At 69.4% G+C, this 25,071-nt stretch carries 26 protein-coding genes; 7 read left to right on the forward strand and 19 right to left on the reverse strand.

What is annotated here, in order from left to right:
• Nucleotides 1-296: 296 nt before the first annotated feature.
• Nucleotides 297-701 carry a hypothetical protein gene (locus ACN469_RS32375; protein WP_498774233.1) on the forward strand — a complete coding sequence of 135 codons (405 nt, stop codon included), beginning with the start codon at nt 297-299 and terminating at the stop codon, nt 699-701.
• A 16-nt stretch (nt 702-717) separates the two neighbouring features.
• Here ACN469_RS32375 and ACN469_RS32380 read toward each other — a convergent pair whose 3' ends face one another.
• From ACN469_RS32380 to ACN469_RS32390, 3 genes are all read right to left on the reverse strand, one after another.
• On the reverse strand, nt 718-1,896 hold the full coding sequence (locus tag ACN469_RS32380; RefSeq protein WP_498774235.1) for a winged helix-turn-helix domain-containing protein: 1,179 nt from the start codon (nt 1,894-1,896) through the stop codon (nt 718-720).
• A gap of 29 nt (nt 1,897-1,925) precedes the next feature.
• Entirely contained in the window at nt 1,926-2,231 is a 306-nt protein-coding gene (locus ACN469_RS32385) for a hypothetical protein (protein ID WP_498774237.1), read from the reverse strand.
• Nucleotides 2,232-2,358: 127 nt separating this feature from the next.
• Nucleotides 2,359-3,336 (reverse strand): NADPH:quinone oxidoreductase family protein, encoded by a 978-nt coding sequence (locus ACN469_RS32390; protein WP_498774239.1) that lies wholly within the window; start codon nt 3,334-3,336, stop codon nt 2,359-2,361.
• A 578-nt stretch (nt 3,337-3,914) separates the two neighbouring features.
• On the opposite strand from ACN469_RS32390, the gene ACN469_RS32395 reads away from it, so the two are divergent.
• Nucleotides 3,915-6,134 (forward strand): M4 family metallopeptidase, encoded by a 2,220-nt coding sequence (locus ACN469_RS32395; RefSeq protein WP_498774241.1) that lies wholly within the window; start codon nt 3,915-3,917, stop codon nt 6,132-6,134.
• Nucleotides 6,135-6,239: 105 nt separating this feature from the next.
• Here ACN469_RS32395 and ACN469_RS32400 read toward each other — a convergent pair whose 3' ends face one another.
• Together ACN469_RS32400 and ACN469_RS32405 are read right to left on the reverse strand one after the other, a co-directional pair.
• Complete coding sequence (locus tag ACN469_RS32400; RefSeq protein WP_498774243.1) at nt 6,240-7,073, reverse strand: metallophosphoesterase family protein; 834 nt, start codon at nt 7,071-7,073, stop codon at nt 6,240-6,242.
• Nucleotides 7,074-7,133: 60 nt separating this feature from the next.
• Nucleotides 7,134-7,532: a response regulator gene (locus ACN469_RS32405; RefSeq protein WP_498774245.1), complete on the reverse strand. Its 399-nt coding sequence runs from the start codon at nt 7,530-7,532 to the stop codon at nt 7,134-7,136.
• Between the two features lie 125 nt (nt 7,533-7,657).
• On the opposite strand from ACN469_RS32405, the gene ACN469_RS32410 reads away from it, so the two are divergent.
• A complete protein-coding gene (locus tag ACN469_RS32410; protein ID WP_498774247.1) occupies nt 7,658-8,029 on the forward strand; it encodes a helix-turn-helix transcriptional regulator in 372 nt (123 codons plus the stop codon).
• Nucleotides 8,030-8,044: 15 nt separating this feature from the next.
• Here ACN469_RS32410 and ACN469_RS32415 read toward each other — a convergent pair whose 3' ends face one another.
• Nucleotides 8,045-9,262 carry a DUF790 family protein gene (locus tag ACN469_RS32415; RefSeq protein ID WP_498774249.1) on the reverse strand — a complete coding sequence of 406 codons (1,218 nt, stop codon included), beginning with the start codon at nt 9,260-9,262 and terminating at the stop codon, nt 8,045-8,047.
• Between the two features lie 145 nt (nt 9,263-9,407).
• Nucleotides 9,408-10,787, reverse strand: coding sequence for a DEAD/DEAH box helicase family protein (locus tag ACN469_RS32420; RefSeq protein WP_498774251.1), 1,380 nt, complete (start codon nt 10,785-10,787; stop codon nt 9,408-9,410).
• A gap of 126 nt (nt 10,788-10,913) precedes the next feature.
• Here ACN469_RS32420 and ACN469_RS32425 point away from each other — a divergent pair, with 126 nt between their 5' ends.
• Together ACN469_RS32425 and ACN469_RS32430 are read left to right on the forward strand one after the other, a co-directional pair.
• Nucleotides 10,914-11,363, forward strand: a complete 450-nt coding sequence (locus ACN469_RS32425; protein WP_498774253.1) for a DMT family transporter — start codon at nt 10,914-10,916, stop codon at nt 11,361-11,363.
• A 12-nt stretch (nt 11,364-11,375) separates the two neighbouring features.
• Complete coding sequence (locus ACN469_RS32430; RefSeq protein WP_498774255.1) at nt 11,376-11,789, forward strand: DNA-binding response regulator; 414 nt, start codon at nt 11,376-11,378, stop codon at nt 11,787-11,789.
• A 9-nt stretch (nt 11,790-11,798) separates the two neighbouring features.
• On the opposite strand, the gene ACN469_RS32435 is transcribed toward ACN469_RS32430, so the two are convergent.
• Both ACN469_RS32435 and ACN469_RS32440 read right to left on the reverse strand, forming a co-directional pair.
• Nucleotides 11,799-12,425, reverse strand: a complete 627-nt coding sequence (locus tag ACN469_RS32435) for a hypothetical protein (RefSeq protein ID WP_498774257.1) — start codon at nt 12,423-12,425, stop codon at nt 11,799-11,801.
• A complete protein-coding gene (locus tag ACN469_RS32440) occupies nt 12,422-13,582 on the reverse strand; it encodes a hypothetical protein (RefSeq protein ID WP_498774259.1) in 1,161 nt (386 codons plus the stop codon). The genes ACN469_RS32435 and ACN469_RS32440 overlap by 4 nt, the downstream gene beginning before the upstream one ends.
• Before the next feature lie 643 nt (nt 13,583-14,225).
• On the opposite strand from ACN469_RS32440, the gene ACN469_RS32445 reads away from it, so the two are divergent.
• On the forward strand, nt 14,226-14,840 hold the full coding sequence (locus ACN469_RS32445) for a hypothetical protein (protein WP_498774261.1): 615 nt from the start codon (nt 14,226-14,228) through the stop codon (nt 14,838-14,840).
• Here ACN469_RS32445 and ACN469_RS32450 read toward each other — a convergent pair.
• From ACN469_RS32450 to ACN469_RS32470, 5 genes are all read right to left on the reverse strand, one after another.
• Entirely contained in the window at nt 14,837-15,805 is a 969-nt protein-coding gene (locus ACN469_RS32450; protein WP_498774263.1) for a hydrolase, read from the reverse strand. The two genes, ACN469_RS32445 and ACN469_RS32450, sit on opposite strands and share 4 nt — an antisense overlap.
• A gap of 54 nt (nt 15,806-15,859) precedes the next feature.
• Nucleotides 15,860-16,210 (reverse strand): YkgJ family cysteine cluster protein, encoded by a 351-nt coding sequence (locus ACN469_RS32455; RefSeq protein ID WP_498774265.1) that lies wholly within the window; start codon nt 16,208-16,210, stop codon nt 15,860-15,862.
• Between the two features lie 20 nt (nt 16,211-16,230).
• Entirely contained in the window at nt 16,231-17,379 is a 1,149-nt protein-coding gene (locus tag ACN469_RS32460; protein WP_498774267.1) for a hypothetical protein, read from the reverse strand.
• Nucleotides 17,380-17,399: 20 nt separating this feature from the next.
• Nucleotides 17,400-18,356 carry a GNAT family N-acetyltransferase gene (locus ACN469_RS32465; protein WP_498774269.1) on the reverse strand — a complete coding sequence of 319 codons (957 nt, stop codon included), beginning with the start codon at nt 18,354-18,356 and terminating at the stop codon, nt 17,400-17,402.
• Between the two features lie 62 nt (nt 18,357-18,418).
• Nucleotides 18,419-19,084, reverse strand: coding sequence for a hypothetical protein (locus ACN469_RS32470; RefSeq protein WP_498774271.1), 666 nt, complete (start codon nt 19,082-19,084; stop codon nt 18,419-18,421).
• Between the two features lie 184 nt (nt 19,085-19,268).
• Here ACN469_RS32470 and ACN469_RS32475 point away from each other — a divergent pair, with 184 nt between their 5' ends.
• The gene (locus ACN469_RS32475; RefSeq protein ID WP_498774273.1) at nt 19,269-20,267 is read left to right on the forward strand and encodes a DUF481 domain-containing protein; all 999 of its coding nucleotides are present in this window, start codon (nt 19,269-19,271) and stop codon (nt 20,265-20,267) included.
• 88 nt (nt 20,268-20,355) lie between these two features.
• On the opposite strand, the gene ACN469_RS32480 is transcribed toward ACN469_RS32475, so the two are convergent.
• The 5 genes from ACN469_RS32480 to ACN469_RS32500 are packed head-to-tail and all read right to left on the reverse strand — an operon-like array spanning nt 20,356 to nt 25,055.
• On the reverse strand, nt 20,356-20,811 hold the full coding sequence (locus ACN469_RS32480) for a cytochrome C oxidase subunit IV family protein (RefSeq protein WP_498774275.1): 456 nt from the start codon (nt 20,809-20,811) through the stop codon (nt 20,356-20,358).
• A gap of 13 nt (nt 20,812-20,824) precedes the next feature.
• Nucleotides 20,825-21,490 carry a cytochrome c oxidase subunit 3 family protein gene (locus ACN469_RS32485; protein ID WP_498774277.1) on the reverse strand — a complete coding sequence of 222 codons (666 nt, stop codon included), beginning with the start codon at nt 21,488-21,490 and terminating at the stop codon, nt 20,825-20,827.
• On the reverse strand, nt 21,480-23,147 hold the full coding sequence (gene ctaD, locus ACN469_RS32490) for a cytochrome c oxidase subunit I (RefSeq protein WP_498774279.1): 1,668 nt from the start codon (nt 23,145-23,147) through the stop codon (nt 21,480-21,482). Before ctaD ends, ACN469_RS32485 begins: the two co-directional genes overlap by 11 nt.
• Nucleotides 23,131-24,177: a cytochrome c oxidase subunit II gene (coxB, locus tag ACN469_RS32495; protein WP_141646863.1), complete on the reverse strand. Its 1,047-nt coding sequence runs from the start codon at nt 24,175-24,177 to the stop codon at nt 23,131-23,133. Before coxB ends, ctaD begins: the two co-directional genes overlap by 17 nt.
• The gene (locus ACN469_RS32500; protein ID WP_498774281.1) at nt 24,174-25,055 is read right to left on the reverse strand and encodes an SCO family protein; all 882 of its coding nucleotides are present in this window, start codon (nt 25,053-25,055) and stop codon (nt 24,174-24,176) included. The genes coxB and ACN469_RS32500 overlap by 4 nt, the downstream gene beginning before the upstream one ends.
• Nucleotides 25,056-25,071: the final 16 nt, after the last annotated feature.

The following is a 25,071-nucleotide window of genomic DNA, read 5'->3' on the forward strand; positions in this document are numbered from 1 at the left end:
TCGGCGCGCGTGGATGAACACGGTGTCACCGGGCTGGAGCGACTCCCAGGGCACCGCGCCGATGCTGGCGAGGGGCTGGCCGGGGCCGACGCGGTACTCGGTGGCCTGGGAGACGAGCGACTGGAGCAGGACGAGGAAGACCCATCGGAAACGGTGCATTTCACGGAGTGTGACGCGCCGCCCGTGGAGCGGTCCACCGTGCGTCGTGGCAGGGCGGGCGACTCGGGGTGACGCGTGGGAAAGGAGGACAGGGGGACTGGATGATTCCTCCGGCCCGGGGTGTAGTTCTCCCCCGCATGCCCCTTCTGCGTCAGGTCTTCGTCCTCCAGGCCCTCCGCGAGCTCGGTCGGCTGGCCCCGGACCTCGCTCGCAACCGGGCGGCGCGCTCGCTGGAGGCCAGCCTCGAGAGCCTGCGCGAGGCTTCTCTCACGACGCTCGGCATGGAGCTGGACACGCTGACGCTGTTCGACGCGCGCTCCGTCGTGCGGCTGTTCGCACACGCGGAGCAGGCGCGCATCCTCGCCCACCTGATGGACGAGCGGGCGCGGACCCTCGCGGAGCACGGTGACTTCGTGGGCGCCTTGTCGGACACCGTCTACGCCGGGCAGCTCCTGGCGTGCTCTCGTCAGCGCTTCGGCGTGCTGCGAGACGCGGGCGCGGCGGACGCCCTGGAGCGCGAGCTGCCCAAGCCGCCCACCTGAGCCGCGTGTCCCGGTCTCAGGACGCGACGCGAGCCCGGGGCCGACGAACGGCCTGGGCGCCACAGGCCACCGCGTGTCGCGCGAGCGCCTCGTCCACCGCCGCGTCGTCCAGCTTCACGCCCTTCTCGCGCCAGAGGTTGTCCACCTGGAGCACGCCCTCGCGCACGCGGGCCTCCAGCCGTCCCACGAGTTGGCCCCGGTGGAGCAGCGGACACACGTACCAGCCCCACTGTCGCTGCGCGGCGGGCTTGTAGACCTCCCAGATGTAGTCGAAGCCGAACGCGACGCGCACCAGTCCCCGGTCCCACAGCACCGGGTCCAACGGCCCGAGGATGCGCATTCGCGCGTCCGGCTCGGGGAACTCGCGCTCCCGGAAGCCCGTGGGTGCCAGATACCGACGGGGTGAGCCGGGCACGGTGACTTCCTCGAGCACGCCCTCGGCGACCAGCGTGTCGGGCAGCGCGGAGGTGCGCACGTCGGACAGCATGGACCAGTGCGGTCCGCTGGCGCGGCTCAAGAGCCCCGCGGCCTCCACGCGCTCGCCCAGGGCCCAGCGCTCGAAGGCGCTCTTCACGCGGGCCTCGGCCATCTTGGGCAGGGCGCGTCCGGGGACGTCGTACACCTTGCCGCCGGGGCCGCGTCCGCACACCACCACCTGGCAGCGCGTCCAGAGGACCTCCAGCGCCATGGCGGTGGCGCGCGCGGTGCCCTTCCAGCCGCTCCAGTCGATGGGCACCACCGCGCCATGGTCCTTCAGCTCGCGAGAGGAGGACGGGCCTCGCTGCGTCACCTCCTCCAGCACGGCGTGCAACACCGGCTCGGGGATGCGCTTGAGCCGCTCCTCCAGCCGCCACCAGGGCGCCTGGGCCGCGCGCTCGCGGTAGTACGGGAAGGCGCTCGCGGGCAGCAGGCAGCGCTCCTTGGCGAAGTGCTCGAAGGCGTGGCCCGGCAGCAGGTGGCGGTACACGTCGCCGCGAGCGATGCCGTCCACGCGCGCTAGCGCCACCAGGTCCGCGTTGGTGCCCATGACATCCAGCGGGTCCAACTGGATGCAGCGCAGCGACTTGAGGAGCGCGCGAACTCCACGCGCCCCAGGCGGAAACAGGGGGCGCGCGAGTCCCAGTTGTCCGACGAGGTAGCGCCGCGCCTCGTCGGGCTGCAGCACGGTGGGGACGGGAAGCGAAGTCGAGGGCACGGCGCGGACGTTAGTCGGTGCCCCCAGGCTCAGTCGCGCCTTGGTGGAGCCTCGTCCTCATCCTCCTCGACGCGGCCCACGGGCTCGGGCTCCAGGCGAGCTTGTCGCTGGCTGGCCTCCCAGGACTCTTCCGCGTCGTGAGCGTGGACGACGGAGGCCGCGGCGTCATCCTGGGCGCTGGCCCAGGTGGTGTGCCCTCCGGCATAGCCCTCCAGGGGACGAGCGCCTCGCCGCGCCTCCACCTCCAGGTCCTTCTCTTCCTGCTCGCGCAGCCGCTGTCGCTCCTGCTCACGCTCGCGCTGGTGCTGTCGGTCGATGATGGGGTCGTCCGCCATGGTGCTGACACCTCCTGTCAGCAACTTGCGGACGACGCCCGACGGCGGCAGCGAGACGGCGTGGCGTCCTGATGGGTCGCATGCTCGGTGGGCGAGCGGTGTCCGCCCGTCGCCCACCCAAGAGCCCTCAGCCCTCTCGCATGCGCAGCACCACCTTGCCCGTGGCGCGTCGGCTCTCCAGCTCGCGCAGGGCCTGAGCTCCCTGCTCCAGGGGGAAGACGCTGCCCACCACCGGCTCGAGGAGTCCCTGGTCCGCCATCGCCTCCAGGTCCTTGGCGATGGTCGCCGTCAGCGACGGCTCATGGAGCAGGAAGCCGCCCCAGGCCACGCCCACGACGTCGATGTTGCGCAGGAGCAGCCGGTTCACCGCGACCTCGGGAATGCGGCCGCCCGCGAAGCCCACCACCAGCAGTCGCCCCTCCGGAGCCAGCGCCTTGAGGCTCTTGTCGAAGATGTCGCCGCCCACCGGGTCCAACACCACGTTGGCGCCCAGGCCGCCTGTCTTCTCCTTCACCTGCGAGAGCCAGTCCCCGCTCGACAGCAGCACCTCGTGCGCCCCCGCCTTGCGCGCGACTTCCGCCTTGCGCTCGTCACTCACCACCGCGAGCACCCGCGCCCCCGCGCCGCGCGCCACCTGCACGGACGCCGTACCCACGCCACCCGCCGCGCCGTGCACCAGCACCGTCTCGCCCGCCTTCAGGCGCCCGCGCCGGTGCAGCGCGAAGTGCGCCGTGTGGTAGTTCATCACCACGCCCGCCGCCGCCTCGAAGCTCCACCGCGCGGGGATGCGGAACACCATGTCCGGCGAAATCGCCGCCACCTCCGCGAAGCCTCCCAGCCCGAAGCTGAACGCCATCACCCGGTCGCCCGGCTTCACCGCCGCTCCCGAGGGCGCGGAGCGCACCACGCCCGCCACTTCCACGCCCGGTACGAAGGGCACCGGCGGCTTCAGCTGGTACTGCCCCCGGGTGAGCAGCAGGTCCGGAAAGCTCACCCCCGCGGCCACCACGTCGATGAGCACCGCGTCCGCTGCGTCGGGCTCCGGGAGCTCCACCAGCGTGAGGCCCTCGGGTCCTTCCAGTCGCTGCAACTGAAGTGCGCGCATGTCCCTTCCTCCCAGCGCGCGAGCCTCGCGCACCCCACCGCATCCGCAAAGGGACACGGCGCCCACATGGGGATATCCCTGTCAGGCGGCGCGAGCGGCGCGCGTCTCCACCCGAAGGATTCCGGCGTCCGGCCGGTGTGGCCCTACACGCCCTGGGTGCTTGATGTCGCTGGTTCGAGTCCAGCTCTCCCGACTGTCTTTCCGGGAGATAGCTCAGAGGTAGAGCGCGAGCCTGAAACGAATGGCCGCGCCACTCGGACGCCGGAATCCCTCCCACCCTCAATTCCTGTCGGAAATGCCGCCGAAAATGCCCGGGGCCCTCGCGCGCGGACCCTCGCAGGCTGTCCTCGGTCACGCCTTTTTCGGGAAATTCTGAGGGGGCTGGGGTTACCCACTACGTCGCCTGGTTCTTCAAAAGTACCGGGTAGGGCACTCATAAGTCTATGAAATACATGGGCTATTTAGCCTAAACTCGGAATTTAAGAATAGGCTACTTAGTAAAATTATCGCGCAACCTTGAAATACGTAACCCTCCCGTGGCACTGTGCTTCCTAATCTTTCCGCTTAGGAGGATTACAATGGTGAATCAGCGAGTGCGCGGTGCACTTGGTGTTGCGGCGCTGTCCTTCCTTGTTGGTTGCAACGAGTCCACCCCTGCTCCCGAGGCGAAGCCCCAGGAGACCGCGAGCAAGACCGCGGCTCTGGAGTCCGCTGGGACGAAGATTCTTGCCAAGGATGCCTCCGGCATCCCGACGTTCATCACCGGCAAGCTGGGTCAGTTGGTGATTTCGCCCGCAGGCGCGGCGTCCATGCGGGAGGCCGAGCTGGCTCCGGCGGTGGCTGTCGTGGCTCCCCTGTTCCACCTGAACACGGGCGACCTGTTCCTGAAGAAGGCCTACACGGACCCCCAGGGCGACAGCCACTTCCGCTATGGCGTCCGGGTCAACAACATCCCCGTGCTGGGCGGCGAGCTGCGCATCCACACCCGCAACGGTGAGGTCTACGCGGCGAACACCAACACCCGCAGCGACCTGAAGGCCGAGGCCAAGGCCGGCGTCGACGTGTCGGTGGCGAAGGCGTCCCTCCAGGCCGACCGTGAGACGCACGAGGGTCTGGTCATCCAGGAGGAGAGCGAGCTCGTCTACTGGCGCGACTCCGACCAGCTCATCCTGTCGTACAAGCTCACCCAGACGGGTGAGAAGCGCGACGGAACGCCGGTTCGCGACGACGTGATTGTGAACGCGAAGAACGGCGATGTGATTGCCCGCCTGCCGCGCATCCACACGGCGCTCAACCGCCGCCTGCACAACGGCAACAACACCACCACCCTGCCGGGTGCGCTGGTTCGTTCCGAGGGGCAGCCCGAGCACGCCGACCCGGTCGTCAACACCAACTACGACCACCTGGGCACCGTCTACGACTGCTACCAGGAGAAGTACGGCCGCGACTCCATCGACGGCACCGGTGGCGTCCTCATCAGCACCGTGCACCACCGCGTCGCCTACGTGAACGCCTTCTGGGACGGTACCCAGATGGTGTACGGCGATGGCGACGGCGTGAACGCCAGCAACCTGGCGAACTCGCTGGACGTGACGGCGCACGAGCTGACCCACGCCGTGACGGAGAACGAGTCCAACCTCACCTACTCCGGTGAGTCCGGCGGCCTGAACGAGTCCATGTCGGACATCTTCGGCGCGGTCTGCGAGTCGTTCGCCGACGGCGGGGTTGTCAGCGCCCGGACGTGGCTGGTGGGCGACGACATCTGGACCCCGTCCATCCCGAACGACGCCCTGCGCTACATGGCGAACCCCACGCAGGACGGCGACTCGCTCGACTACTACCCGGACTACTCCTCCGGCGTGGACGTGCACTACAGCTCCGGTATCCCCAACCTGACCTTCTACCTGCTGTCGCAGGGTGGCACGCACCCGCGCGCCAAGACCACGACGGTGGTCGCGGGCATCGGCATCGACAAGGCCGGGCAGATCTTCTACCGCGCCAACCGGGACATCCTCCTGGCCGGCTCCGGCTTCGAGGCGGCCAAGCTCGCCACCGAGCAGGCCGCGGCGCAGCTGGGCTACACCACCGCCGAGATTGAGTCGGTGAGCAACGCCTGGAAGGCGACGGGCGTCGGCGTTCCCATCATCATCGACTCCACCCCCATCGAGAAGGATGTCCCCATCGCGGACATCTCCGGTGGCCGCGGCGAGAAGAAGTACTGGGACTTCGAGGTGCCGGAAGGCGCGTACGACCTGAACGTCAGCATCACGGGCGGCACGGGCGACGCGGACATGTACGTCCGGTACGGCAATGCTCCCACGACGAGCCTGTACGACTGCCGTCCGTACCGCTCGGGCAACGCGGAGAGCTGCCCGTTCCCCACGCCGAACCACGGCAAGTGGTACGTCATGCTCAACGGCTTCAGCCCCTACACGGGCGTGACGCTGACCGTCACCTGGAAGGGTGGCTTCGTGCCCGTGCAGAGCGGCGTGGCCGTGAAGAACCTCTCTGGCGCGGCGGGCTCGTCGCGGGTGTTCACCATCCAGGTTCCGGAGCGCAAGCCCGGCACCGGCACCAACAGCCTGTACATCCAGACGGGCGAGGGTGAGGGCAACCCGGACATCTACGTCAAGCTGGCGTCGGCGCCGTCGAAGTTCGACTACGACTGCCGCAGCGTGAAGGAGCACCAGTCCGAGGTGTGCAACCTCATCAACGTGCCGGCCGGCAAGTACTACATCGAGGTCTTCGGCGCGAAGGGCGGCTACGAAGGCATCGCGTTCATCGCGTCGCACAAGTAATCACCTGACGTCACCGGCGCGGCCCTCGGGTCGCGCCGGAAAGGCCCCGGTCGTCCGTTTCCTCACGGACGTCCGGGGCTTTGTCATGTGCGGGGTGAGGGTGCTTCAGAGCGGGCGGACGGCGGGGCCCGGCAGGATTTCGCGCAGGCACCGCTCGATTCCGCCCCGGTGCTTCCACTGCTGCGGGTAGCCGAGCGACACCTCCTCGAAGCGCACCCCGTCCCGCCACTGCGTCAGCGGAATGTGCAGGTGGCCGGTGACGACCACTTCCGCCCTGTAGCGCGCGTGCCAGTCCTCGGTGCGCTTCGTCCCACACCAGATGGAGAAGCGGGGGATGCGCGGCAGGCGCACGTGCTCGTAGCGCAGCGGGTAGTGGTTGATGAGCACCGTGGTGCAGCCCGCGGGCAGGGCCTCGAGCCGCGCCTGGGTGGCTTCCACGCGCGCGGCGCACCACGCGGAGCGGCTGGCGTAGGGCTCCGGGTGCAGCAGCACCTCGTCGGTGCACAACAAGTCATCCTCCCACGCCCACTCCAGCGCCTTGTCCTCCGGCACGTGGTCCGGGCGGAACGAGTAGTCGTAGCCCAGGAACATGGGGACGAGGACGCGGTGAGGGCCCCCGCCGGGCCAGCGCGGGTACGGGTCCTCGGGCGTGAGCGCGCCGTGGCTGCGGCACAGCGCCACCAATCGTTGGTAGCGCGCGTCGCCTTTCAGCTGAGGTTGCTCGGAGGGCATGGTCCACAGCTCGTGGTTGCCCGGTACCCAGAGGACCTGCCGGAAGCGCGCCGTCAGCGTGCGCAGCATGAAGTCCATCTCGGAGAGGCTCTCGCCCACGTCACCGGCGACGATGAGCCAGTCCTCGGGGAAGAAGGGGAGGGTCTGCAGGGCCTGCCGGTTGTCGGCGTGGCGCAGGTGCAAGTCACTGATGGCGTAGAGCTTCATGGCGGCGCGGCCACCTTAACGCGGGCGGGCGGGGCGCGCCGCACGGAGGGTGCCCACGGCTCAGGCGGAGCACGCCCCAGCAGGGCCCGAGGGCCCCGAGGGCCCCGAGCCGAGGGCGCGCAGCAGCGCATGCACCTCTGACGGAGGCGCGGCGCGGTCCACCCAGGTGATGCCCCGGAGGCACGGCCGGGCTGGAGGCCGCACCGCGTGGAGCGCGCAGGCGGTGCGGGGATGGCGCGCGCGCACCTGCTCCAGCAAGCCCAGCCCGTCTCCATCCGGCAGCAGGTCGCCGCTCACCACCACGCGCGGTGCCTGCTCACACACGAGCGCGAGTGCTTCCGTCATGTCGCGCGCGAAGCGCTTCCCACCTGGCAGGTCCCTCGCGAGTCGCCGCAGCGCGGCGAGCGCGCGCGGGTCTTCGTCCACGAACAAGAAGGTGAGCACGGGCATCACGGTCATCGCTTCGACGTCCTCGGGGCGAGGGGAACGCCTCAGGTCAGGTCCCCTCAAGACTACCTGGGAAGTTCTTGGATGCCAACCTCTCAAGTCATATCGACATGGGCGAACCCGTTAGGTTAACGAACATGGAAAAGACCCTCGCAACCCGCCTCGGAGGAGCTGCGCGACTCGCCCGGACCCGCCTGAATCTGACGCAGGCCGACGTCGCGGAGCGCATCGGTATCGCGAGTGAAGTCTACGGGCGACTGGAGCGCGGGCACATGTTGCCGAGCATCCAGACCTTCCGTCGGCTGTGCGTGGTGCTCTCCATCTCCGCGGACGAAGCCCTGGGCCTCAAGCCGTCTGGAGAGGTGAAGTGGGCCGCGGAGCCTCCCAGTGAGTATGGCGAGTCCGGTGAGCTGCGCCGCCTGTTGCGTCGCGCCAAGCAACTGGACCGCGCCGCCATCCGGCTGCTGAGTGTCCTGGCCGCGCAGTTCCGCCCCAAGGGCAACGGCTGACACCGGGGCGCGCGCTTACGAGCCGGCGCGCGCGGCCTCCAGCTTCCCCAGGCGCTCGCGCAGCTTCTTCGCGGAGGGGAACCCGTGGAAGAGGACGACCTGGGGGTGTGCCTCCAGCGTCTCGCGCTCGGTGGGCTCCTTCGACAAGAGCGCGCGGTCCACGCCCAGCAGCAGTCCCGCGTCGGGTCTCGTGCGCAGCTCCGCGAGCCGGCGGGTCAGCGCGCTCGCGTGCCAGGGGTGGAACAGCTCCAGCGCGACCTCCCGTCGCGACGCGCGGTGGCGGAAGGTCAGGTCCGGCACGCACAGGCTCGCGGCGCCCACGTGCCGGGGCAGGGGCGTGAGGTCCAGCTCCCACGCGTCATCCTCGAAGCTCGCCGACAGCGAGGCGACCTCTTCGGGCACGTGGCCCAACGCGGCGGGTAGGGGAGAGACGAGCGGATCCTTGTCGCTCAGGGTGAGCGTGGCCTGGCGTCGCGAGGGCTCCACGGTGGCCTTCAGCTCCCAGCGCTCCAGCACCGGGACGACGGACAGGAACGAGGCGAGCTGCAGGCCGTACTTCTTCTGCATCGACAGCATGGCGCCGGGCCCTTCCACCTCCAGCTCCCAGTCCGGACCGTCGCGCCGCACCTCCGCGACCAGGCGGCAGAACTTCAGCCACCGCAGCACCTTGCGCACGCGCAGCAGCTCCGGCGAGCGGGCCCGCAGCGTCAGGCGCCGCGCCGACAGCAGCGGTCCCTGGGCCAGCGCCAGGTTGTAGCGGTCCAGGAGGACCCGCGCCGTGGGCGCTTCCGCGTCCCAGCCCAGCAGCTTCCGATTCCCAGGCAGGTCCGCGTAGAGCGCGGCCCGCGCGTCCGTCAGTGGCACGCCCAGGGCTGCTTCCAGGCGCGCCTCGTAACCCTCCACGGAGGTGTCGGGTGTCAGCGTGCGCAGTGTCCGCGCGGCTGTCTTGAAGCGCTCCCATCGGGCTTCGGAGGCGCCGGGCGCGGGCTCCTCGAAGACGAGCCGGTCCACGAGCAGCTTCACCAGTCCGCGCGCGATCTTGGGGCGCGCGAAGGCTCCGGCGGACATGCCCAGCGTCTCCTCCACGTCGTCGCATGTCTCGCCCCGTGAAGACTCCACGGTGGCCAGCAGGTCCGAGGACAGGGACAGCAGGGCCTCGTCGTCGCGCTTCACGAAGACCGGGCGCAGCACGCCCTTGCTCACGCGGAAGGCGAGCAACTCGCGCGTCAGCACGTCGGGCCTCGCGCGAGGCCAAGGCGTGACAGTGCATTCGGCCGCGTGGGTGTCAGCACCTCAAGCCTCCTCCTGGCCGGCGTCGTGCTGGTGCCGCCGCTCTGCGCAGTCTGCGCGAGGCCCACCGCGTACAGGGGCGCGCACCTCAAGCCTCCTCCTGGTAGGCGTCATGCTGGCGCCGCCGCTCGCTGATGCCGCTCTCCGCCGTCTGCGCGGAGCACACCTCGTACAGGAGCGCGCGTTTCCCCGGGCGCTTGCGCAGGATGCGTCCCAGCCGCTGCACGTGCTCGCGCACGCTGCCACTGCCGCTGAGCACCACGCCCACGCGGGCCTCGGGCACGTCGACGCCCTCGTTCAACACGCGCGAGGTGAGCAGCACGGGCAGCTCTCCGGAGGAGAAGGCCGCCAGCAGCGCCTTGCGCTCCGGCACGGGCGTGTGGTGCGTGAGCGCGGGCAGAAGCAGCCTTCGCGCCAGCGTGTACACCGTCTCGTTGTCATCGGTGAAGACGAGCACCCGGTCCTCGCGGTGCTCCAGCAGGATGCGCCACAGCACCTCCTGCTTGCCGCTGGAGGTGAGGGCGATGCGGCGTTGCTCGCGATAGGCGCGGTACGCGGCCCGGCCCTCGTCGCTGCGCTGACTTTGCGCCAGGAAGCGCGCCCACCCGTCCGGCGCCGACAGCCGCACGCCCAGCTTGCGCACGAAGTTGAGGTAGAGCGCCCGCGCCTCGTCGTAGCGCGCCTTCTCGTCCGCTGTCAGCGGCACCGCCACCTGCTTCACCTCGTAGGGCGCCAGGTACTCGCCCTGAAGCTCGCGGATGTCGGTGCGGTGCACACGAGGGCCCAGCAGCTCCTCGCACACCCGCTCGCCGCCGTCGGTGCGCTCCAGCGTCGCGGTGAGGCCCAGCCGGTAGGGTGCCAGCGAGCCCTCCGCGATGAAGCGGTAGCTGGGCGCCGGCAGGTGGTGGCACTCGTCACAGACGAGCAGGCCGAAGCGGTTGCCGTGGAACTCCGTCTGCATCGCCGCCGAGTCGTACGTCGTCACTGTCAGCGGCTGTCGGTCATTCACCCCGCCGCCCAGCATCCCCACCGGCAGGGCGAAGTGGCGCGCGAGCACCCCCTGCCACTGCGTCATCAGGTCCAACGTCGGCACCACGACGAGGGTCGGCCGCTTCACGTGGGCGATGGCCAGCACGGCCAGCAGCGTCTTGCCCGCGCCCGTCGGCAGCTCCACCAATCCCCGGCCCCCCGCCTGCGTCCACGCCTCCAGCGCCGCGCGCTGGTGGGGAAACGGCTGGATGGGCACGGTCAGCGTTGCCTCGAGCGGCTCGAAGCGCTTCGCCCGGTCCTCGTACGCCACGCCCAGCTCCCGCAGCCGCAGCACCACGTCGCGGTAGTGCCAGGCCGGGGCGCGGTACACCCCCGTGCGTCCATCCTTCTGGAAGAGGGCGAGCAGCCGCGCATCCTCCGGCAGCGTGGGAGCCACCAGCGTGCCGCAGTCGAAGTGGAGCTCGCAGGTGCCGTCCATGGGGCGTCGCCTGCACCTAGCCGGTCAATCCACGTTTCGCCAGCCTCATGAGAAGGCGAGAGGGAGGCCGGGGCCGCGCATGTCTCCTTGCAGGAGGCCCCGCGTTCGGGATACCCACCCGCGCCCATGCGTTTTGTCTCGCTCGTTCCCCTGCTGTGTGGGCTGGCGGTCGTCGCCCAGGGTGGTCTCAACAAGCGCTTCGCCGGCCAGTGGGGCCTGCTGAGCGCTGTACTGATGAACATGGTGGTGGCGACGGTGGCCACCTTCGCCGTGTACGCCGTCGCGCGCTCGGTGCCCGGCCTGTGGCCCGAGGCCGCCGCCACGACGGGCCGCTTCTCCGGCTTCACCTTCTGGCACCTGCTGCCCGGGTTGTGTGGCGTCGTCATCGTCGTCGGCATGCCCTGGGCCATCAGCCGCGTGGGCGCGGTGCAGTCCGTCCTGCTGCTCATCGCCGCGCAGCTCGCCACCAGCCTCGTCTGGGACGCGATGGTGGAGAACCGCCCCGCCACGCTCGCCCGGGTGCTGGGGTCGGCGGTCGCCTTCTCCGGTGCGGCCATCGCCGTCTGGAAGGGTTAGGTTTCCCCGCAGATGCGTCGCGTCCTCATCGCCAGCCCCCATGTCGCGTCCCGCGAGCTGTTGCGCCGCGTCCTCGCTGTCGATGACGAGAGCCTGCTCATCTCCGCCACCGGCGACACCGACGACGCGCTCTCCTCCATCGCCTCGGCGCCCCCCGCGCTCGTGGTGGTGGACCTGCGCAGACAGGACGAGGACCACCCGTTGTTCCTCGGGCTCTTGCGCAAGCGGCACCCGACCCAGCCGGTCATCGCGCTGGTGCCGGGCCGCATGCGCATCTTCGACGGCAGCCACGAGCGTGTCGTCGACGCGCCCGGTGACAGCACCGAGTCCCTCCACCAGCTCCTCGACACCTTGAGGACCGCGGTCAGGGACCTGGTCGCCCAGGAAGTGCTGAGGGTGCTGCGTCCGCCCGTCGGCCGGGCCTGAGCCTTCGCCTCACAGGCGCAGGCGGTAGCCCAGTCCTCCCGCGAGGAATCCCCCGACATTCACGTCGCCCGTGGTGACGAAGTCCAGCGGGGCCAGGTGGTAGTGCGCCTCCAGGAAGAGGCCGCCGGGGCCCAGCGGAAGCTCCAATCCCGCCAGCGCTTGCAGCCCCAGCCCGCCGCCGCTCTCCGACGCGGTGGCGCCGAAGAGGTCGGACGTGGCGCGGTGCAGGTACAGGCCCGGCCCTCCGCCCACGTAGGGAGTCATTGAGCCCAGTGCCCGCTCGAAGCGGAAGACCGCCGACAGCAGGAAGGCCACCTCGCGCACCGCGACCGTGTAGCGGCCGTCCGGAGGGGGCGCGCCGAAGCCGCCCAGCTGTGAGTCGGTGAGCACGCCCGACGCCTGAGGCCGGTGGTAGTTCACCTCCATCACCACCGCGAGACGTCGCTTCAGGAACGGCGTGACGTAGCCCAGCTCCAGGCCCAGGTAGAGGTCGCCACCCAGCGGCGCGGTGGACTTGAAGAAGCCCACCTTCGGCGCCAGCAGGACGCGGCCTCCGCCGACACCCTCCGTCGAGGCGGCGGGCTTCGAGCCGGAAGCGGCGAGCGCGGTGAGCGCGACGAGCACGAGTGCGTTCATGGAAGGAGCGCTCCAGACAAGGACGCGGGGCGGGCCCCGTCTTCGGAGGTGAGCGTCACGGTCGGCTCGGGCACCACGGTGAAGCCCTCGGCCGAGGGCACCAGTCCCACCGCGCCGCTCGGGTCGATGACCTCGAGTGCATAGGGCCCGCCCGGGGCCAGGCCCTGGGGGCACTTGGGGTCACTCCCCGGCTCCTCGAAGCCCGAGCACGTGGGCAGCTCCGCGGTGACCTCCGTGGCGGACACCCGCGTCACCGCGCGCAGCGGGATTCGCTGGGTCAGCGTGGGGTCCGACTTCAAGGGCGCCAGCACGTACAGCTCCGGCACGTCCGTGAAGCCGCGCTGCTCACCCGTGGGCGCATTGAAGAGGCGGATGGCGGTGTTGCTCAGCTCGCTCCCGGACCTCGGCGTCAGCGTGAGGGTGCCCAGGTGGGGGTAGGCCAGGTCGACGCCACCGGCCGCGACGGCCGCGCAGCCCTCGGGCTGGGTGAGCACCAGGTCATAGACGCCCTCGGGCGTGCCCGGCGGAACCTCCGACTCGATGCGCGTCGTCGAGACGACGGTGATGAAGAAGAGGGGCAAATCGGCCTGGCCCTCGCGGCGCAGGACGATGATGGGGGAAGTGCCTGGCTGGAAGTCGCGGCCTTCGAGGACGATGGAGTTGGCGCCCGTGGCCGAGTACCCATCCACCGGCGGCACCACCCGCGTCACCGTGGGCGGCGGCACCACCGTCATCGCGTCTGGCAGCGAGCCGGTGCCGCCCAGGGGATTGGCGACCTCCACCGCATAGGTGCCCGGGAGCAGCTCCACCGGGGGCGTGCTGTCGCGCGTGGGCAGGTTGAGGAGCAGCAGCTCCGGCCGCACGTAGAAGACCTGGCTCCGGGACAGCGTGTAGGTGGACGGCCCCCGCAGCGTCACCTCCGGCAGCACCACCGTCGGAGTGTCCGTGAGCGCTTCGCCAGGCACGGGAGTGAAGCGCTTGCCCTCGACTTCCAGGCTCCAGCCTGTCTGCCCGCCCTGCGCGTTGCAGACCTGCGTCAGCGTGGAGACGCGAGTCCGGGGATTGACGATGCGCTCCACCGCGGGCGAGGGCCCCTCCGTGGTGCGTGAGCACCCGCCGAGGGCAATCAGGGCCGTGGCGACGACTTGCAGGCGCAAAGCGGTTCCTCCCCTTCGTCAAACGACGGGCTCGCACGTTAGGACGCCCTCCCCGGAGGCCCGGAGATTTTTCCGGTTCCGACCAGGAGCCTCGCCCCGTGGACCCGTTGCCGCCGCGCAACTCCGCGAACTCACTGGTTTCGGGCGTGGTGCGGGCGTCGGCACGGCGAATGCTATGGGTTCATGTCGCGGGGGATGACGCGGTCCGGTGGGGGGCGTTGGGGGCGGGGACGTGTCGTGCAAGGGGCTGGGCGGAGACGAGTCGGTGCCTGGAGTGGGGAGGCAGGGTTCGTCGGTGGGGATGGGGGCCGGTGAGGGGGAAGGTTGGCGACAGGCGCGGCGGGGCTTCGGGACTCGCGAGCGGTGGCGCAGGTGGATGGGGGACGGGCGGCGGGGCGGGCGAGCCGGGCTCCGGTGGAAGCGGGGGTTTCCACCGGAGCCTGTTCACCTCGAGGTGGGGGGCGGGAGTGGGGCCACGGGGGCGTGGCGCGCGCGAGGACGTCAACGCGCGGTGGGGGGGAGTGCGGTGCCAGGGGGACGTCACCTGGGAGGGAAAGGGGCCACCGGAGCTGTCCGGTGCGTGTTGGCTGGCAATGCAGGGGACCGCGGAGCGTCGCGGCGGGATGGGGTGGGGAATCGACGCATGGGGATGTTGTCCACGGTGATTGCGCTGCTGTTCGTGCTGGTGGCGAGGGGGGCGCTGGCGTCGGATGGGGTTCAGGTGCGCCGGAGGACGGCACAGGACCCCGAGCGGTTGGCGCCTTTTGGCTTGATGCTGGACGCGGGGGTGACGGAGGGCGCGGGCCTGTCCGTCTCGTTCAGTCCGACGCGGGTGGTGCGACTGCACCTGGGCGCGACTCACAATGGCGTCCGTGCTGGCGCGCGTGCGGGGCTCACGTTGTTGCCGATGCGAGGCATGCTGACGCCGGCCTTCAGCCTGGACGTCGGTCATGCGCAGCCGGCGAACGTGCAGGGCCTGGAGCGCAGGCTCGCGGACCTGTCGTTGCCGCCGCTGCCGTCGATGGAGCGCGTGGGCTACACGTATGCGAGCGCGCTCGTGGGGTTGGAGCTGCGCACGCCTGGGCGCCTCACCTTCTTCCTGCGGGGTGGCCTCAGCTTCATGGAGCTGTATGGCCCCAGCATGAAGGACCTGGACGAGTCGCTTCGCGGCTCGGTGGGCCCCGGAGAAGAGCGCTCGTGGATGCTGCGCACGGTGCGTCCCACGGCGAAGCTGGGCTTCCTGCTGTCCTTCGGTTAGCGGTGCGCCGCGAAGTACTCCAGCACCTGGTCTTCCGCCCAGAAGCGGGGGCGGTGCGCGTGGCCGGCGACGAAGCCCACGTGTCCGCCGTGCTGGGTCAACACCACGCTCAGGTTCGGATTGTCCTTCGCGTTGGGCGGGATGACGGGTGACTCCAGCATCGGGTCATCCGCGGCGCTGATGAGCAGCGTGGGCTTGCGGATGGCGTGCAGCTTCGGCCCCGCGGAGGACTCGGCGTAGTAGTGCTCGGCGCTGTCGAAGCCGTGCAGCGGCGCGGTGACGGCATGGTCGAACGCCCGCACCGTGCGCGCCGCTTCCATGGCGCGGCCGTCGAAGGCCTGGGGGAAGCGCTTGAGCTTCGCGCGCGCCTTGCCCTTCAGCGTCCGCAGGAACCGCTCCCGGTACACCAGGTGGATGGGCCCGGGGCCATCCAGCTTCTTGCAGCAGGCGTCCAAATCATACGGCGCGCTGACGGCGGCGGCGGCCTTCACGGGCGCGTCGTCGCCCTGGTCCTCCAAGAGCCGGCACAGCACGTTGGCGCCCAGGGAGAAGCCCACGGCGAACAGCGGCCCGGTGGCCCGCTCGCGCAAGTCGCGCAAGAGGCCGAGCGCATCATCGATGTGGCCCGAGTGGTACGTGCGGGCCAGCCGGTTGGGCTCACCGCTGCACGAGCGGAAGTTGAGCGCGGTGGCGCCCCAACCGCGCTCGGCGGCGCCTCGGAGGATGGCGGTGATGTAGCCGGCCCGGGACGAGCTCTCCAAGCCGTGCAGGGCCACCACGTGCGGCGCGCCGGTGGGCCCGTCGAAGGTGTCCAGGTCGACGAAGTCTCCGTCGGGCAGCTCGCGCCGCTCCCGCCTCAGCGGAGGGACATGACGGGGACGCACGAGGTTCGCGTAGATGGTCTGCGCATGCTCGTTCGTCAGACCCGGCGCGGCGACGAAGGGCTCGGTCGGCTGGAAGTTCACGACTCCGGGATAGCCCCGTCGGGGGGACGGGGACAAGGGGCCGTGGTGCGCTCGTCAGCGCGGGCGTTCGCCAACGGGCGCTTGGGTGGGGGTCGACGCGGCCTCCGCGGGAGACCTCTGGAGTCGGGCCCGCTTCATCGAGGCACAGCCCTGCTCCTTCACGGCCTTCGCCTCGGCGGTGAGGTCGAAGAGGGCCAGGTACTTGTCCACCCGCTCCTCCAGCGTGGGGGCCTCGATGAGCCGGCAGACCTCGTCCGCCTGGTAGTCGCGGCAGATGCTCGGCCGGTTCTCGTACATGGAGCAGAGGTTGTTTTCAGTGAGGTGCGGGCAGCGCAGCCCCAGCGGTTTGTCGAGCGCGGCGATGTCCGGCGCCACGCAGCAGGCGCCACAGAGGGTGCATTCCATGGGGGGAGGGCCTCCGTGACTCAACGTGGGACGACCTTCTTCAAATCCCCGGAGTTCGTCACCGTGACGAGGACTCCCTGGCCCTTCTTCCACGACAGGAAGTCCCGCTCGGCCTTGGGCACGAGCACGGTCTCCTTCACGCCGTCATCCTCGTAGCGGATGTGCACGGCGTACTCCTCCGAGCGGTGCTGCCGGTCCGTGGCGCCTGGCTGGAGCGTGGGCCACACGGGCTTGCCGTCCTGCCCTGTCGCCTCGCGCCGGTCCACCTGCTTCCACTCGTACGTGTCATACGTGCACTGGCGCGCGTAGACGGGCTCGTTGCGGTAGCGCGTCTCGTTCTGACAGTCCTCGTAGCGCTCGTTGCAGTACTTCGTGATGTCCTCGCAGACCTCCTCGACGAAGCCGTTGCCCTTGTCCCGGCGGCGGCACTTCTCCTCGGTGCCGCACGCCACCCGGCGCGTCTTGGAGCGGCACACCCGCTCCGTCCCGTCCGCCACCTTGCGCGTGCCCCGCTGACGCTCCACGCAGTCGCGCACGTTGTCCACGCCCGCTACCTCACCCGAGCCGTTGACGGGCATGCGCGCGCTGACCCGGCTCAACTGGTCCGCCCAGCCCGTCTTCCGCACGGACGTGAAGCGCTCCTGCGTCACGGCGACCTTCCACGAGGTGCCCGTGACTTCGCCGGTGAAGTCGTGCGTGGCGCGGGACCACATGCCGTACAGGCCCGAGCCGAAGCAGCACGAGAACAGCACGCCCAGAAACAGCCACTTCTTGAGCGAGCGCGGTTTTGTCTCCGGCGGCGGCGCGGCGGGAGGCTTCCTCGCGGGCGTCTCGAACGCCTGGAGCGGCGCGGCCTTCGCGTCCGCCGAGCGCTCCGCGCTGCAGTGCTTGCACCGGGGCTGGTCCCCTCGATTCGCGGCGCCGCAGAAGGCGCAGAACCAGTCCTCGCCCGCGCCAGCAATCTCCAGCGCCTTGTCGTCCGTCACGCCCTCGCGCAGGGACTTGCCGCTCTCCGCGTCCACGTCGCCGAAGTCGAAGTCCGACTCGTCGCCCGACAGCTCGCGGGGGTTGTTGCAGTTCGGGCAGCGCTTGTGCCGGGCCAGGATGTCCTTGGCGTCGCAGGACGTGCAGTTCCAGGTGCCCTCGATGATGCGCGTGCGCTTGGCCATGCTCGCATCCTAGCCGTGCGTCACACCCAGAGCGCGCGCGAGAACGCCACCAGCTCGGCCGGCGGCAGGCCGGGGCGCAGCGGCCGGAGCATCGGGAGAGAGCCGTCCCGAGCGACTCGGATGGCCCCGGGCACTCGCGCCACCCAGGGCAGGGTGGCGGGCTCCTCCCAGATGACCACGCGCGCCAGGCCCGCCCGGTGGGCCACGCCTCGCGCGGCCTCCAGCAGGGCGACGGCGTCCTCCACCGACTCCGCGTCGAGCAGCAGCACCACCAGCTCGCCGTAGCGGGCCATCATCGCCCACAGGGCGGTGGAGTTGCCCACCGTGGCGCCACACGCCTCGGGCCGCGGCCGGCGCAGCAGCTCCGAGTAGATGCGCTCGCGCTCCAGGTGCCAGTCCACCTGCGCGGCGCTCGGCCAGAGGAGGAAGGGCACGTCCGGACGCTGGATGCGCCCCATGACCTGGGGCACGTCGCCGTCGCACAAGAGCGCGTCCACGGCGTGCGTGGACAGGCCTCCCACGGCGGACAGGTGCCAGTCCCAGGCGGGGGCCTCGCGATAACCGGAGCGGCGGTAGAGCGGAGCGCCCACGTCGGAGAAGAGGAGGGCGGCGTGGTGGCTCGCGGACTCCTGCTCCAGCCGGGAGGCGACGGCGTCCATCAGCCGCGTCGCATGGCCGTGGCCGCGCAGCGCGGACTCCGTGAAGACGCTGGCGATGGCCTGACAGACGCCATGCGTGGCCACTCCGTCGGGGCCGCGCAGGTAGCTGTCCGTGTGGAACGTCTCACACGAGGCCAGCACCCGGCCTTCGTCGTCGAGCCACAGCCAGGTGCGCATCCCCTCCCGACACCACGGGTGGGCGCGCAGTCGCTGCTCGCGTTGGTGGAACTGCTCCACGGTGAGTGGGGAGCCCCAGGCGGCATGGGTGACGCGGTCCCGCTCGGCTTTCTGCGCATCGGTGGCGAGGGCCAGGTGCATGTCACGCCAACGTAGCGCCACCCAGGCATCGCGCGCATCCACCCGGAAGGCCCGGGTAGGGCCTACAGGAAGGTGGTGTACGGGAAGCGGACGTGGAGCTGGAGGTAGGCCTGGCCCACGTGGAAGATGCCGTCGCGCACCCGGTCCGGCAGGCCCAGGCTGCCCAGCTCCTGGGGCACGTAGAGCGCGGACTCCCAGCCCAGGCTGACGAGGAAGTTCTTGGTGAACTGCAGCTCCAGGTCCACGCCCAGCTCGGCGCCCGGCCGGAGGAAGTGCGTATCCGCCAGGGTGTCCGAGTGCAGGTACGCATACGTCAACAGCACCCCGCCCCCCACGGTCAGCCGCACCGGGCCGTCCGTCAGCGGCAGCCCCAGCCCCAGCGGCTTCCAGGTGATGCCGTACATGCCGGTGTTCTTCAGCTTGGGGGAGATGATGAACGAGTCGGGGATGAAGATGGACGGGGAGATGCGGACCTCGTCCACGCTCTTCGCGTACTTCCGGTACTTGGAGGGAATGGCGCGCTGGTTCTTCTTCAGCCAGTCCTTGTCCAGCACCGCCTCCACGGAGAGCTTCACGCCGGTGTGGATGGGCTGGTCGTCGAAGACGGGGCCGAAGAACATGTACGCGGCGGGGCCCACGCCCACGTCCACCGGGACGGTGACGCGCTGGGCGGCGGCCCATGCGGGCAACAGCAGCGTGCACAGCAGCGCGAATCGGGCGGTGCTCATGGGATGCGAATCTCCTGGGTGTAGCTGGCCCCCCCGGAATTAAGCACAACCACGACAATCAACCATTGCCGCACGCGGCGTGTTTGAAGCAGGAAGGGAGCCGCGCCGGCCCCGGGGGCGGCAAAGGACGCCCAGTGCTCTCCGGGACTCTGTCCGCCGGCACCGCGAGAACCTTGGAGAACCGATGCTTTCCGCAGCCCTCTTGATTGCCACGTCCCTGCAGGCCCAGACGCCCGCGCCCGCCGCTCCCGCCCAGGAGCCCGTCACGCAGGCGGCCCCTGTCGCCGCCACGCCGGAGGAGCGCATCGCCGCCGCCGCCGAGCGCGCCGCCGCCGCCGCCGAGCGCGCCGCCGAAGCCAGCGCCCGCGCCGCCGAGGCCGCCGAGCGCGCCGCGAACATCGCCGCCGGTGCGCCCCAGGCTGCCGCCGCCCCGGCGGACGCCGCCGCTGCCGCCGCCGCGAAGAAGAAGGAGGAGTGGGACATCGTCGTGGGCCTGGGCCTCATCTCCCTGACGGGCAACGCCTCCACCCTGACGTTCAGCGGCCTGGCCAGCGCGTCGCGCACCACCGAGCACTGGATTTATGGCGTGAAGGCCTTCGGCAACTACGGCCGCAGCCGTCCGCCGGAAGTGTCGGGCGAGGAGGCGGAGTCGCAGCTGGTGGCGCTCAACGCGGGCATCGAGCTGCGGGGAGACCGGCGCTTCACGAAGATGCTGAGCGGCTACCTGCTGGCGGGGGCGCTGACGGACCACGTGGGCAGCGTCGAGTCGCGGACCTCCGGCGAAGGCGGTCTCGGCGTCCTCTGGTGGGACGAGAAGACGAAGGACGAGCGCGAGTCCTACCTGCGCACGGACCTCGCCTTCCGCTACGCGCGCGAGACGCGCTTCCAGTACTACCCGTCGCGGCTGGACCTGCCGGACGTGGACCTGGGCGGCCCGCGCTTTGGTGTCGCCTTCCGCTACGGCGTCACCAAGGACGTGCTCCTGAAGGAGGACGCGGAGGTGCTGCTGAGCGTCATCGGCGACTCCCGCGTGCTGGCCAGCAGCCAGACGCAGCTCGCCGTGCGCCTGACGGAGATGTTGTCCCTGGGCGTCAGCTTCCTGGTGAAGCACGATAGCAAGCCGCCCGAGGGCAAGGTGTCCACGGACACCGCGCTGGCCTTCAACCTCGAAGTGGCGCTGTAGCCGTCAAATGCAACGCGGCGCCGGGGAAGTCTCCCTCGGCGCCGCGCGGTTGAAGCAGGGGGGCTCTCTTCCGAGAGGCCCCGGGATGTCAGTGCCCCGGCTTCGGGGTCTCCGGCGTGTCCTTCGTCTGGTCAGGCCTCAGCCCACCACCGAACCGGCCGCGCTGCGCGCCCGTCCCGATGTCGGGGGGCTGCAGGTCGCTGTACTGCGAGCCGGGCGGGTTGGCGCCGCGGAAGCGGGTGCCGAAGTCCGCGAGCGGGATGATGAGCATCAGCACCACGAAGACGATGGAGACGCCGAACACGATTCGGTTGGCGCCCCGGTGCTCGGACAGGTGCATGAAGTACAGCGCGACGAGCGTGCCCTTCACCGTGGCGATGACGAGCGCGAGCAGCAGGCCGTAGTTGGCGATGTGTATGCGGCCGGTGATGACGGTGACGACCGTCAGCACCAGCAGGACACCCCAGATGAGCCAGTAGCGGCCCGCTCCGTGGTGCTCATGCATGTTCTTCTCTTCCTGATGGGATTCGTTGGCGATGGCCATGGTGGTGTCGCCCTCAGACCAGGTACAGCATGGGGAACAGGAAGATCCACACCAGGTCGACGAGGTGCCAGTACATGCTGCCCAGCTCGACCATCGTGTAGTTGTTGGGGCCGAAGTCCTTCTTCCGGAACGCTCGGACCATCGCCACCGCCAGCACCGTCATGCCGATGACGACGTGCAGCGCGTGCAGCGCCGTCGAGCAGAAGTAGACGGTGAAGTAGAGGGTGATGCCAGGCATCTGCATCCCCTCGTAGAAGTAGTACCGGCCCGGCAGCGTCCCGATTTCGAACTTGTGGTGGTACTCGAAGTACTTGATGACGAGGAAGCCCACCGCCATCACGAGGGTGAGCGCGAACATCACGCCCACCATCTTGTTCTTCCCCTCCTTCGCGTAGTGCACCGCGAGCGCCGCGGTCAGCGAGGAGGTGATGAGGACCACCGTGTTGATGGTGCCCATCGTCAGGTCCAGGCTGCGGCTGCCCGCTGCCCACGCGTCCGGGAAGAGGAAGCGGTAGCAGCCGTAGCAGACGAACAGGCCGGCGAAGAGCAGGATTTCCGTCGCCAGGAACAGCCACATGCCCAGGCGGGCGGCATGGTTCTGCACCTCGAGCGACGCGAAGTGCTCCGCCAGGCGCGGCACGTTGGCCGTGCCGCCGGCGGTGTGAGCGCTAGACTGCATCGGGGACCTCGGCCTTCTTCGGGTCGACGTAGAAGTGGGGCTCCTCGGGGAAGGTCACCTGCGGGCCCACGAAGTTGTGTGTCGGCGGAGGCGACTCGCTCACCCACTCGTAGCCCTTGCTGCGCCACGGGTTCTTGCCAGAGGCCTCGCCGAACACCAGCGCGTACGTCAGGTAGAACGCGATGATGAGGAAGCCGAAGGCGAGCAGCGTCGCTCCCGCGGTGGAGGCCACGTTCAGGGCCTGGAAGCGCTCCGGGTAGTCATAGTACCGGCGCGGCATGCCGTTGTTGCCCAAGAGGAACTGGGGGATGAACGTCGCGTTGAAGCCCAGGATGATGAGCGCCGCGGACACCAGGCCCCATCCCTCGTGGTACGTCTTCCCGAACATCTTCGGGAACCAGTAGTGGAGGGAGGCCAGGAAGGCCATGATGGTCGCTCCCACCATGATGAAGTGGAAGTGGGCGACGACGAAGTAGGTGTCGTGCCACGGGACGTCGAGCGACACCGTGCCCAGCGCGATGCCCGTCATGCCACCGAACACGGTGAAGAACAGGAAGCCGCAGAAGTAGGCGAAGGGCGTCGAAAACTCGACGGCGCCCTTGTAGACGGTGCCCACCCAGTTGAAGACCTTGATGGCGGTGAACACACCGACCAGCATGGTGAGCACACCGAACACGCCCGCGTCGAAGGTCGACTGACCGGACACGAACATGTGGTGGCCCCAGGCGAAGAAGCCGACGAAGGCGATGCCGAGGCTGGAGTACGCCACCGCGCGGTAGCCGAAGATGTTCTTGCGGCTGTACGTGCTGACCACTTCGCTCATCACACCGAACGCCGGCAGCACCATGATGTACACGGCCGGGTGGCTGTAGAACCAGAACAGGTGCTGGAAGAGCACCGGGTCTCCGCCGCGCGCCGGGTCGAACATCCCGAAGCCGAACAGGTTCTCCACCGCCACCAGCACCGTCAACAGACCGATGACCGGAGTCGCGAGCACCTGGATGCAGCTGGTGGCGTAGATGGCCCAGACGAACAGGGGCATCTTGAACCAGGTGATGCCGGGCGCGCGCATCGTGTGGCAGGTGACGATGAAGTTGATGCCCGTGGCGATGGAGCTGAAGCCGATGATGAACGCGCCGAACATCACCGGCGCCACCGTCGTCGTCGTGTGCGTGCTGTACGGGGTGTAGAACGTCCAGCCCGTGTCCAGGCCGCCGTTGAGCATGCCCCAGAGCATGAACACGGCGCCCGTCAGGTAGATGTAGAACGAGGCGAGGTTCAGCCGGGGGAAGGCCACGTCCTTTGCGCCCAGCATCAGCGGCAACATGAAGTTGCCGAAGACGGCCGGAATCGCCGGAATCATGAACAGGAAGATCATCACCAGGCCATGGAGCGTGAACGTACGGTTGTACGTCATCGCGTCCATGATGGTCGGACCCGGCGTCAGCAGCTCCACCCGGAGGAGCAGCGCGAAGATGCCGCCCACGAGGAAGAACAGCAGGATGAAGAACAGGAACATCACGCCGATGCGCTTGTGGTCCACCGTCAAGAGCCAGCTCTTGATGGTGGTGCCGTCCACCAGATAGCTCGGGTGGTGGTCGTGGTGCTCGTCGTGCGGGGCGGCCCCCGCCGTCTCGAGGCTACTGGATGGGGTCATAGGCGGGTCCCTCGGAGGCGCCCTCGCGGACGTTCGGAGTGCGAAGCGACTTGATGTACTCGACGATGGCGGCCGTCTCGGGGCCCTGCAGCTTGCCCTGATACGTCGGCATCACATTCTGGTAGCCCGACACCAGGTGGGCTCCAGGGTCCATCATCGACTGGGTGATGTAGGCCTCGTCCACGCGGATGGTCTGGCCGTCATCCAGCTTCTCCACGCGGTCATACATGCCGACGAAGGTGGGGCCGATGTGCGCCGAGCCATCCACCGAGTGGCACTTCAGGCAGCCCTGCGTACCGGCCAGCACCTGGCCCTGGTCCACCATGCGTGCCACCGGCGGCACCAGCGAGGTGTCCGCGAGCGCGTCCTGGCGGTCCTGCAGCCGGCCGCGGCGCTGGTCCTTGATCCAGACGTCGTACTCCTCCTGGGGGAGGACCACGACCTCCGCGAGCATCTTCGAGTGCGACAGACCGCAGTACTCGGTGCAGAGCACCTGGTACGTGCCGGGCTTGGTCGCCTCGAACCAGATCTGCGTGTAGCGACCCGGCAGCGCATCCATCTTGATGCGGAAGGCCGGCACGTAGAACGAGTGCAGCACGTCCCGGGAAGTGATGAGCAGTCGGACCGGGCGGTTGGCCGGGACGTGAAGGACGTTCACGCCGTTGGGGCCTTCCGGGTACGCGAACTTCCACATCCACTGCTTGCCCATGACGTAGACGTCCATCGCGTCCTTGGGCGGCGTGGTGACCCAGGTGAAGTCCCGGAAGCCGATACCGAACCAGGCCAGGAAGAACACCAGCGGTACGGAGACGAAGAGGAACTCCGTCTTCAGCGTGGGGACGACGTACTCGGTTGCCTGGTCGGGAATCCGCCGGCGGTACCGGAAGAACATGAACAGCGCCGCGAGGCCAACGCCAGCCGACATCACCATCGTCGTTCCCACGACGAAGTGGTGCAGCAGGTCGACCCGTTCCGCGAACGTGGACGCGCTCTCCGGGAGGAACAGAAGGTTGTTGAGAAGCTCGCTCATGCCGCCGCGCCTTTCTTCAGCTCGCGCCTCCAGAAATAGATCAGCATCGTCGCCAGGGCGAGGAAGACAGCCATGCCGCCCAGGCGGATGAACCCGAAGATGTAGAAGCCGTACCGCCGGGTCGCGGTGTCGTACTTGAAGCAGGACATCACCACGCGGTCGAAGCTGGTTCCGACGCGGCCGCCGGCCGCCTCCAGCAACGCCAGCTTCATGTCCTTGGCGGGGAAGTCCGTCCCGTACAGATACCGGGAGATGCTCCCCTCCGGCGTGAGCACCATCACCACCGCGGGGTGGGCGTACTGCCTGGTGCTCGCGTCATACGTGTACTTGAAGCCCACCGCGTCCGCGAGCTGGCGGATCTGCTCGTCGGTGCCTGTGAGGAAGTGCCAGGGCGCGCTCTCCGGCTTCCCCATGGATTGAAGGTGCTTGCGCCGGCGCTCGTTGCTCATCGCCGGGGTGTCTTCGGGGTCCACGCTGACCGTGACGGCTTCGTAGTCGCGGCCCAGCTCCAGCCCCAGCTCCCGCATGCTCTTCACCTGGGCGTTGAGCACCAGGTTACAGAGCATGGGGCAGTTGTAATAGACGAGCGTCAGCAGGGTGGGACGCGTCTTGGGCATCACCGAGCCCAGCGTCACGTCCTGGCCGTTCACGTCGGTGAAGCGGGTGTGCAGGGGCACCGGGTCACCCAGGTGCTCCTCCACGTCCACGCCCTTGAGCTGCGGGGGCGCGTCCTGCTGCGCTTCGACGATGGCGCGGGGCGTCTTGCCCCCGCCCGGCATCGCGGAGGCCGGGAGCGCCGTGGCGACGAGCAGCGCCACGACGGCGAGCATCCCCCGGCGCGGGGCACACGGGGAGATGTAGGAGAGGAAGGACATCATCGCGGACGGCTCTTAC

It is taken from the genome of Corallococcus terminator (assembly GCF_049194865.1).
Taxonomy (GTDB): Bacteria; Myxococcota; Myxococcia; order Myxococcales; family Myxococcaceae; genus Myxococcus; species Myxococcus terminator_A.

Coding starts and splice junctions, on each gene's coding strand:
- ACN469_RS32375 (WP_498774233.1), top strand. CDS start 297: ATGCCCCTTCTGCGTCAGGTCTTCGTCCTCCAGGCCCTCCGCGAGCTC.
- ACN469_RS32385 (WP_498774237.1), bottom strand. CDS start 2,231: ATGGCGGACGACCCCATCATCGACCGACAGCACCAGCGCGAGCGTGAG.
- ACN469_RS32390 (WP_498774239.1), bottom strand. CDS start 3,336: ATGCGCGCACTTCAGTTGCAGCGACTGGAAGGACCCGAGGGCCTCACG.
- ACN469_RS32395 (WP_498774241.1), top strand. CDS start 3,915: ATGGTGAATCAGCGAGTGCGCGGTGCACTTGGTGTTGCGGCGCTGTCC.
- ACN469_RS32400 (WP_498774243.1), bottom strand. CDS start 7,073: ATGAAGCTCTACGCCATCAGTGACTTGCACCTGCGCCACGCCGACAAC.
- ACN469_RS32405 (WP_498774245.1), bottom strand. CDS start 7,532: ATGACCGTGATGCCCGTGCTCACCTTCTTGTTCGTGGACGAAGACCCG.
- ACN469_RS32410 (WP_498774247.1), top strand. CDS start 7,658: ATGGAAAAGACCCTCGCAACCCGCCTCGGAGGAGCTGCGCGACTCGCC.
- ACN469_RS32420 (WP_498774251.1), bottom strand. CDS start 10,787: ATGGACGGCACCTGCGAGCTCCACTTCGACTGCGGCACGCTGGTGGCT.
- ACN469_RS32425 (WP_498774253.1), top strand. CDS start 10,914: ATGCGTTTTGTCTCGCTCGTTCCCCTGCTGTGTGGGCTGGCGGTCGTC.
- ACN469_RS32430 (WP_498774255.1), top strand. CDS start 11,376: ATGCGTCGCGTCCTCATCGCCAGCCCCCATGTCGCGTCCCGCGAGCTG.
- ACN469_RS32435 (WP_498774257.1), bottom strand. CDS start 12,425: ATGAACGCACTCGTGCTCGTCGCGCTCACCGCGCTCGCCGCTTCCGGC.
- ACN469_RS32445 (WP_498774261.1), top strand. CDS start 14,226: ATGGGGATGTTGTCCACGGTGATTGCGCTGCTGTTCGTGCTGGTGGCG.
- ACN469_RS32455 (WP_498774265.1), bottom strand. CDS start 16,210: ATGGAATGCACCCTCTGTGGCGCCTGCTGCGTGGCGCCGGACATCGCC.
- ACN469_RS32460 (WP_498774267.1), bottom strand. CDS start 17,379: ATGGCCAAGCGCACGCGCATCATCGAGGGCACCTGGAACTGCACGTCC.
- ACN469_RS32465 (WP_498774269.1), bottom strand. CDS start 18,356: ATGCACCTGGCCCTCGCCACCGATGCGCAGAAAGCCGAGCGGGACCGC.
- ACN469_RS32470 (WP_498774271.1), bottom strand. CDS start 19,084: ATGAGCACCGCCCGATTCGCGCTGCTGTGCACGCTGCTGTTGCCCGCA.
- ACN469_RS32475 (WP_498774273.1), top strand. CDS start 19,269: ATGCTTTCCGCAGCCCTCTTGATTGCCACGTCCCTGCAGGCCCAGACG.
- ACN469_RS32480 (WP_498774275.1), bottom strand. CDS start 20,811: ATGGCCATCGCCAACGAATCCCATCAGGAAGAGAAGAACATGCATGAG.
- ACN469_RS32485 (WP_498774277.1), bottom strand. CDS start 21,490: ATGCAGTCTAGCGCTCACACCGCCGGCGGCACGGCCAACGTGCCGCGC.
- ctaD (WP_498774279.1), bottom strand. CDS start 23,147: ATGACCCCATCCAGTAGCCTCGAGACGGCGGGGGCCGCCCCGCACGAC.
- coxB (WP_141646863.1), bottom strand. CDS start 24,177: ATGAGCGAGCTTCTCAACAACCTTCTGTTCCTCCCGGAGAGCGCGTCC.
- ACN469_RS32500 (WP_498774281.1), bottom strand. CDS start 25,055: ATGATGTCCTTCCTCTCCTACATCTCCCCGTGTGCCCCGCGCCGGGGG.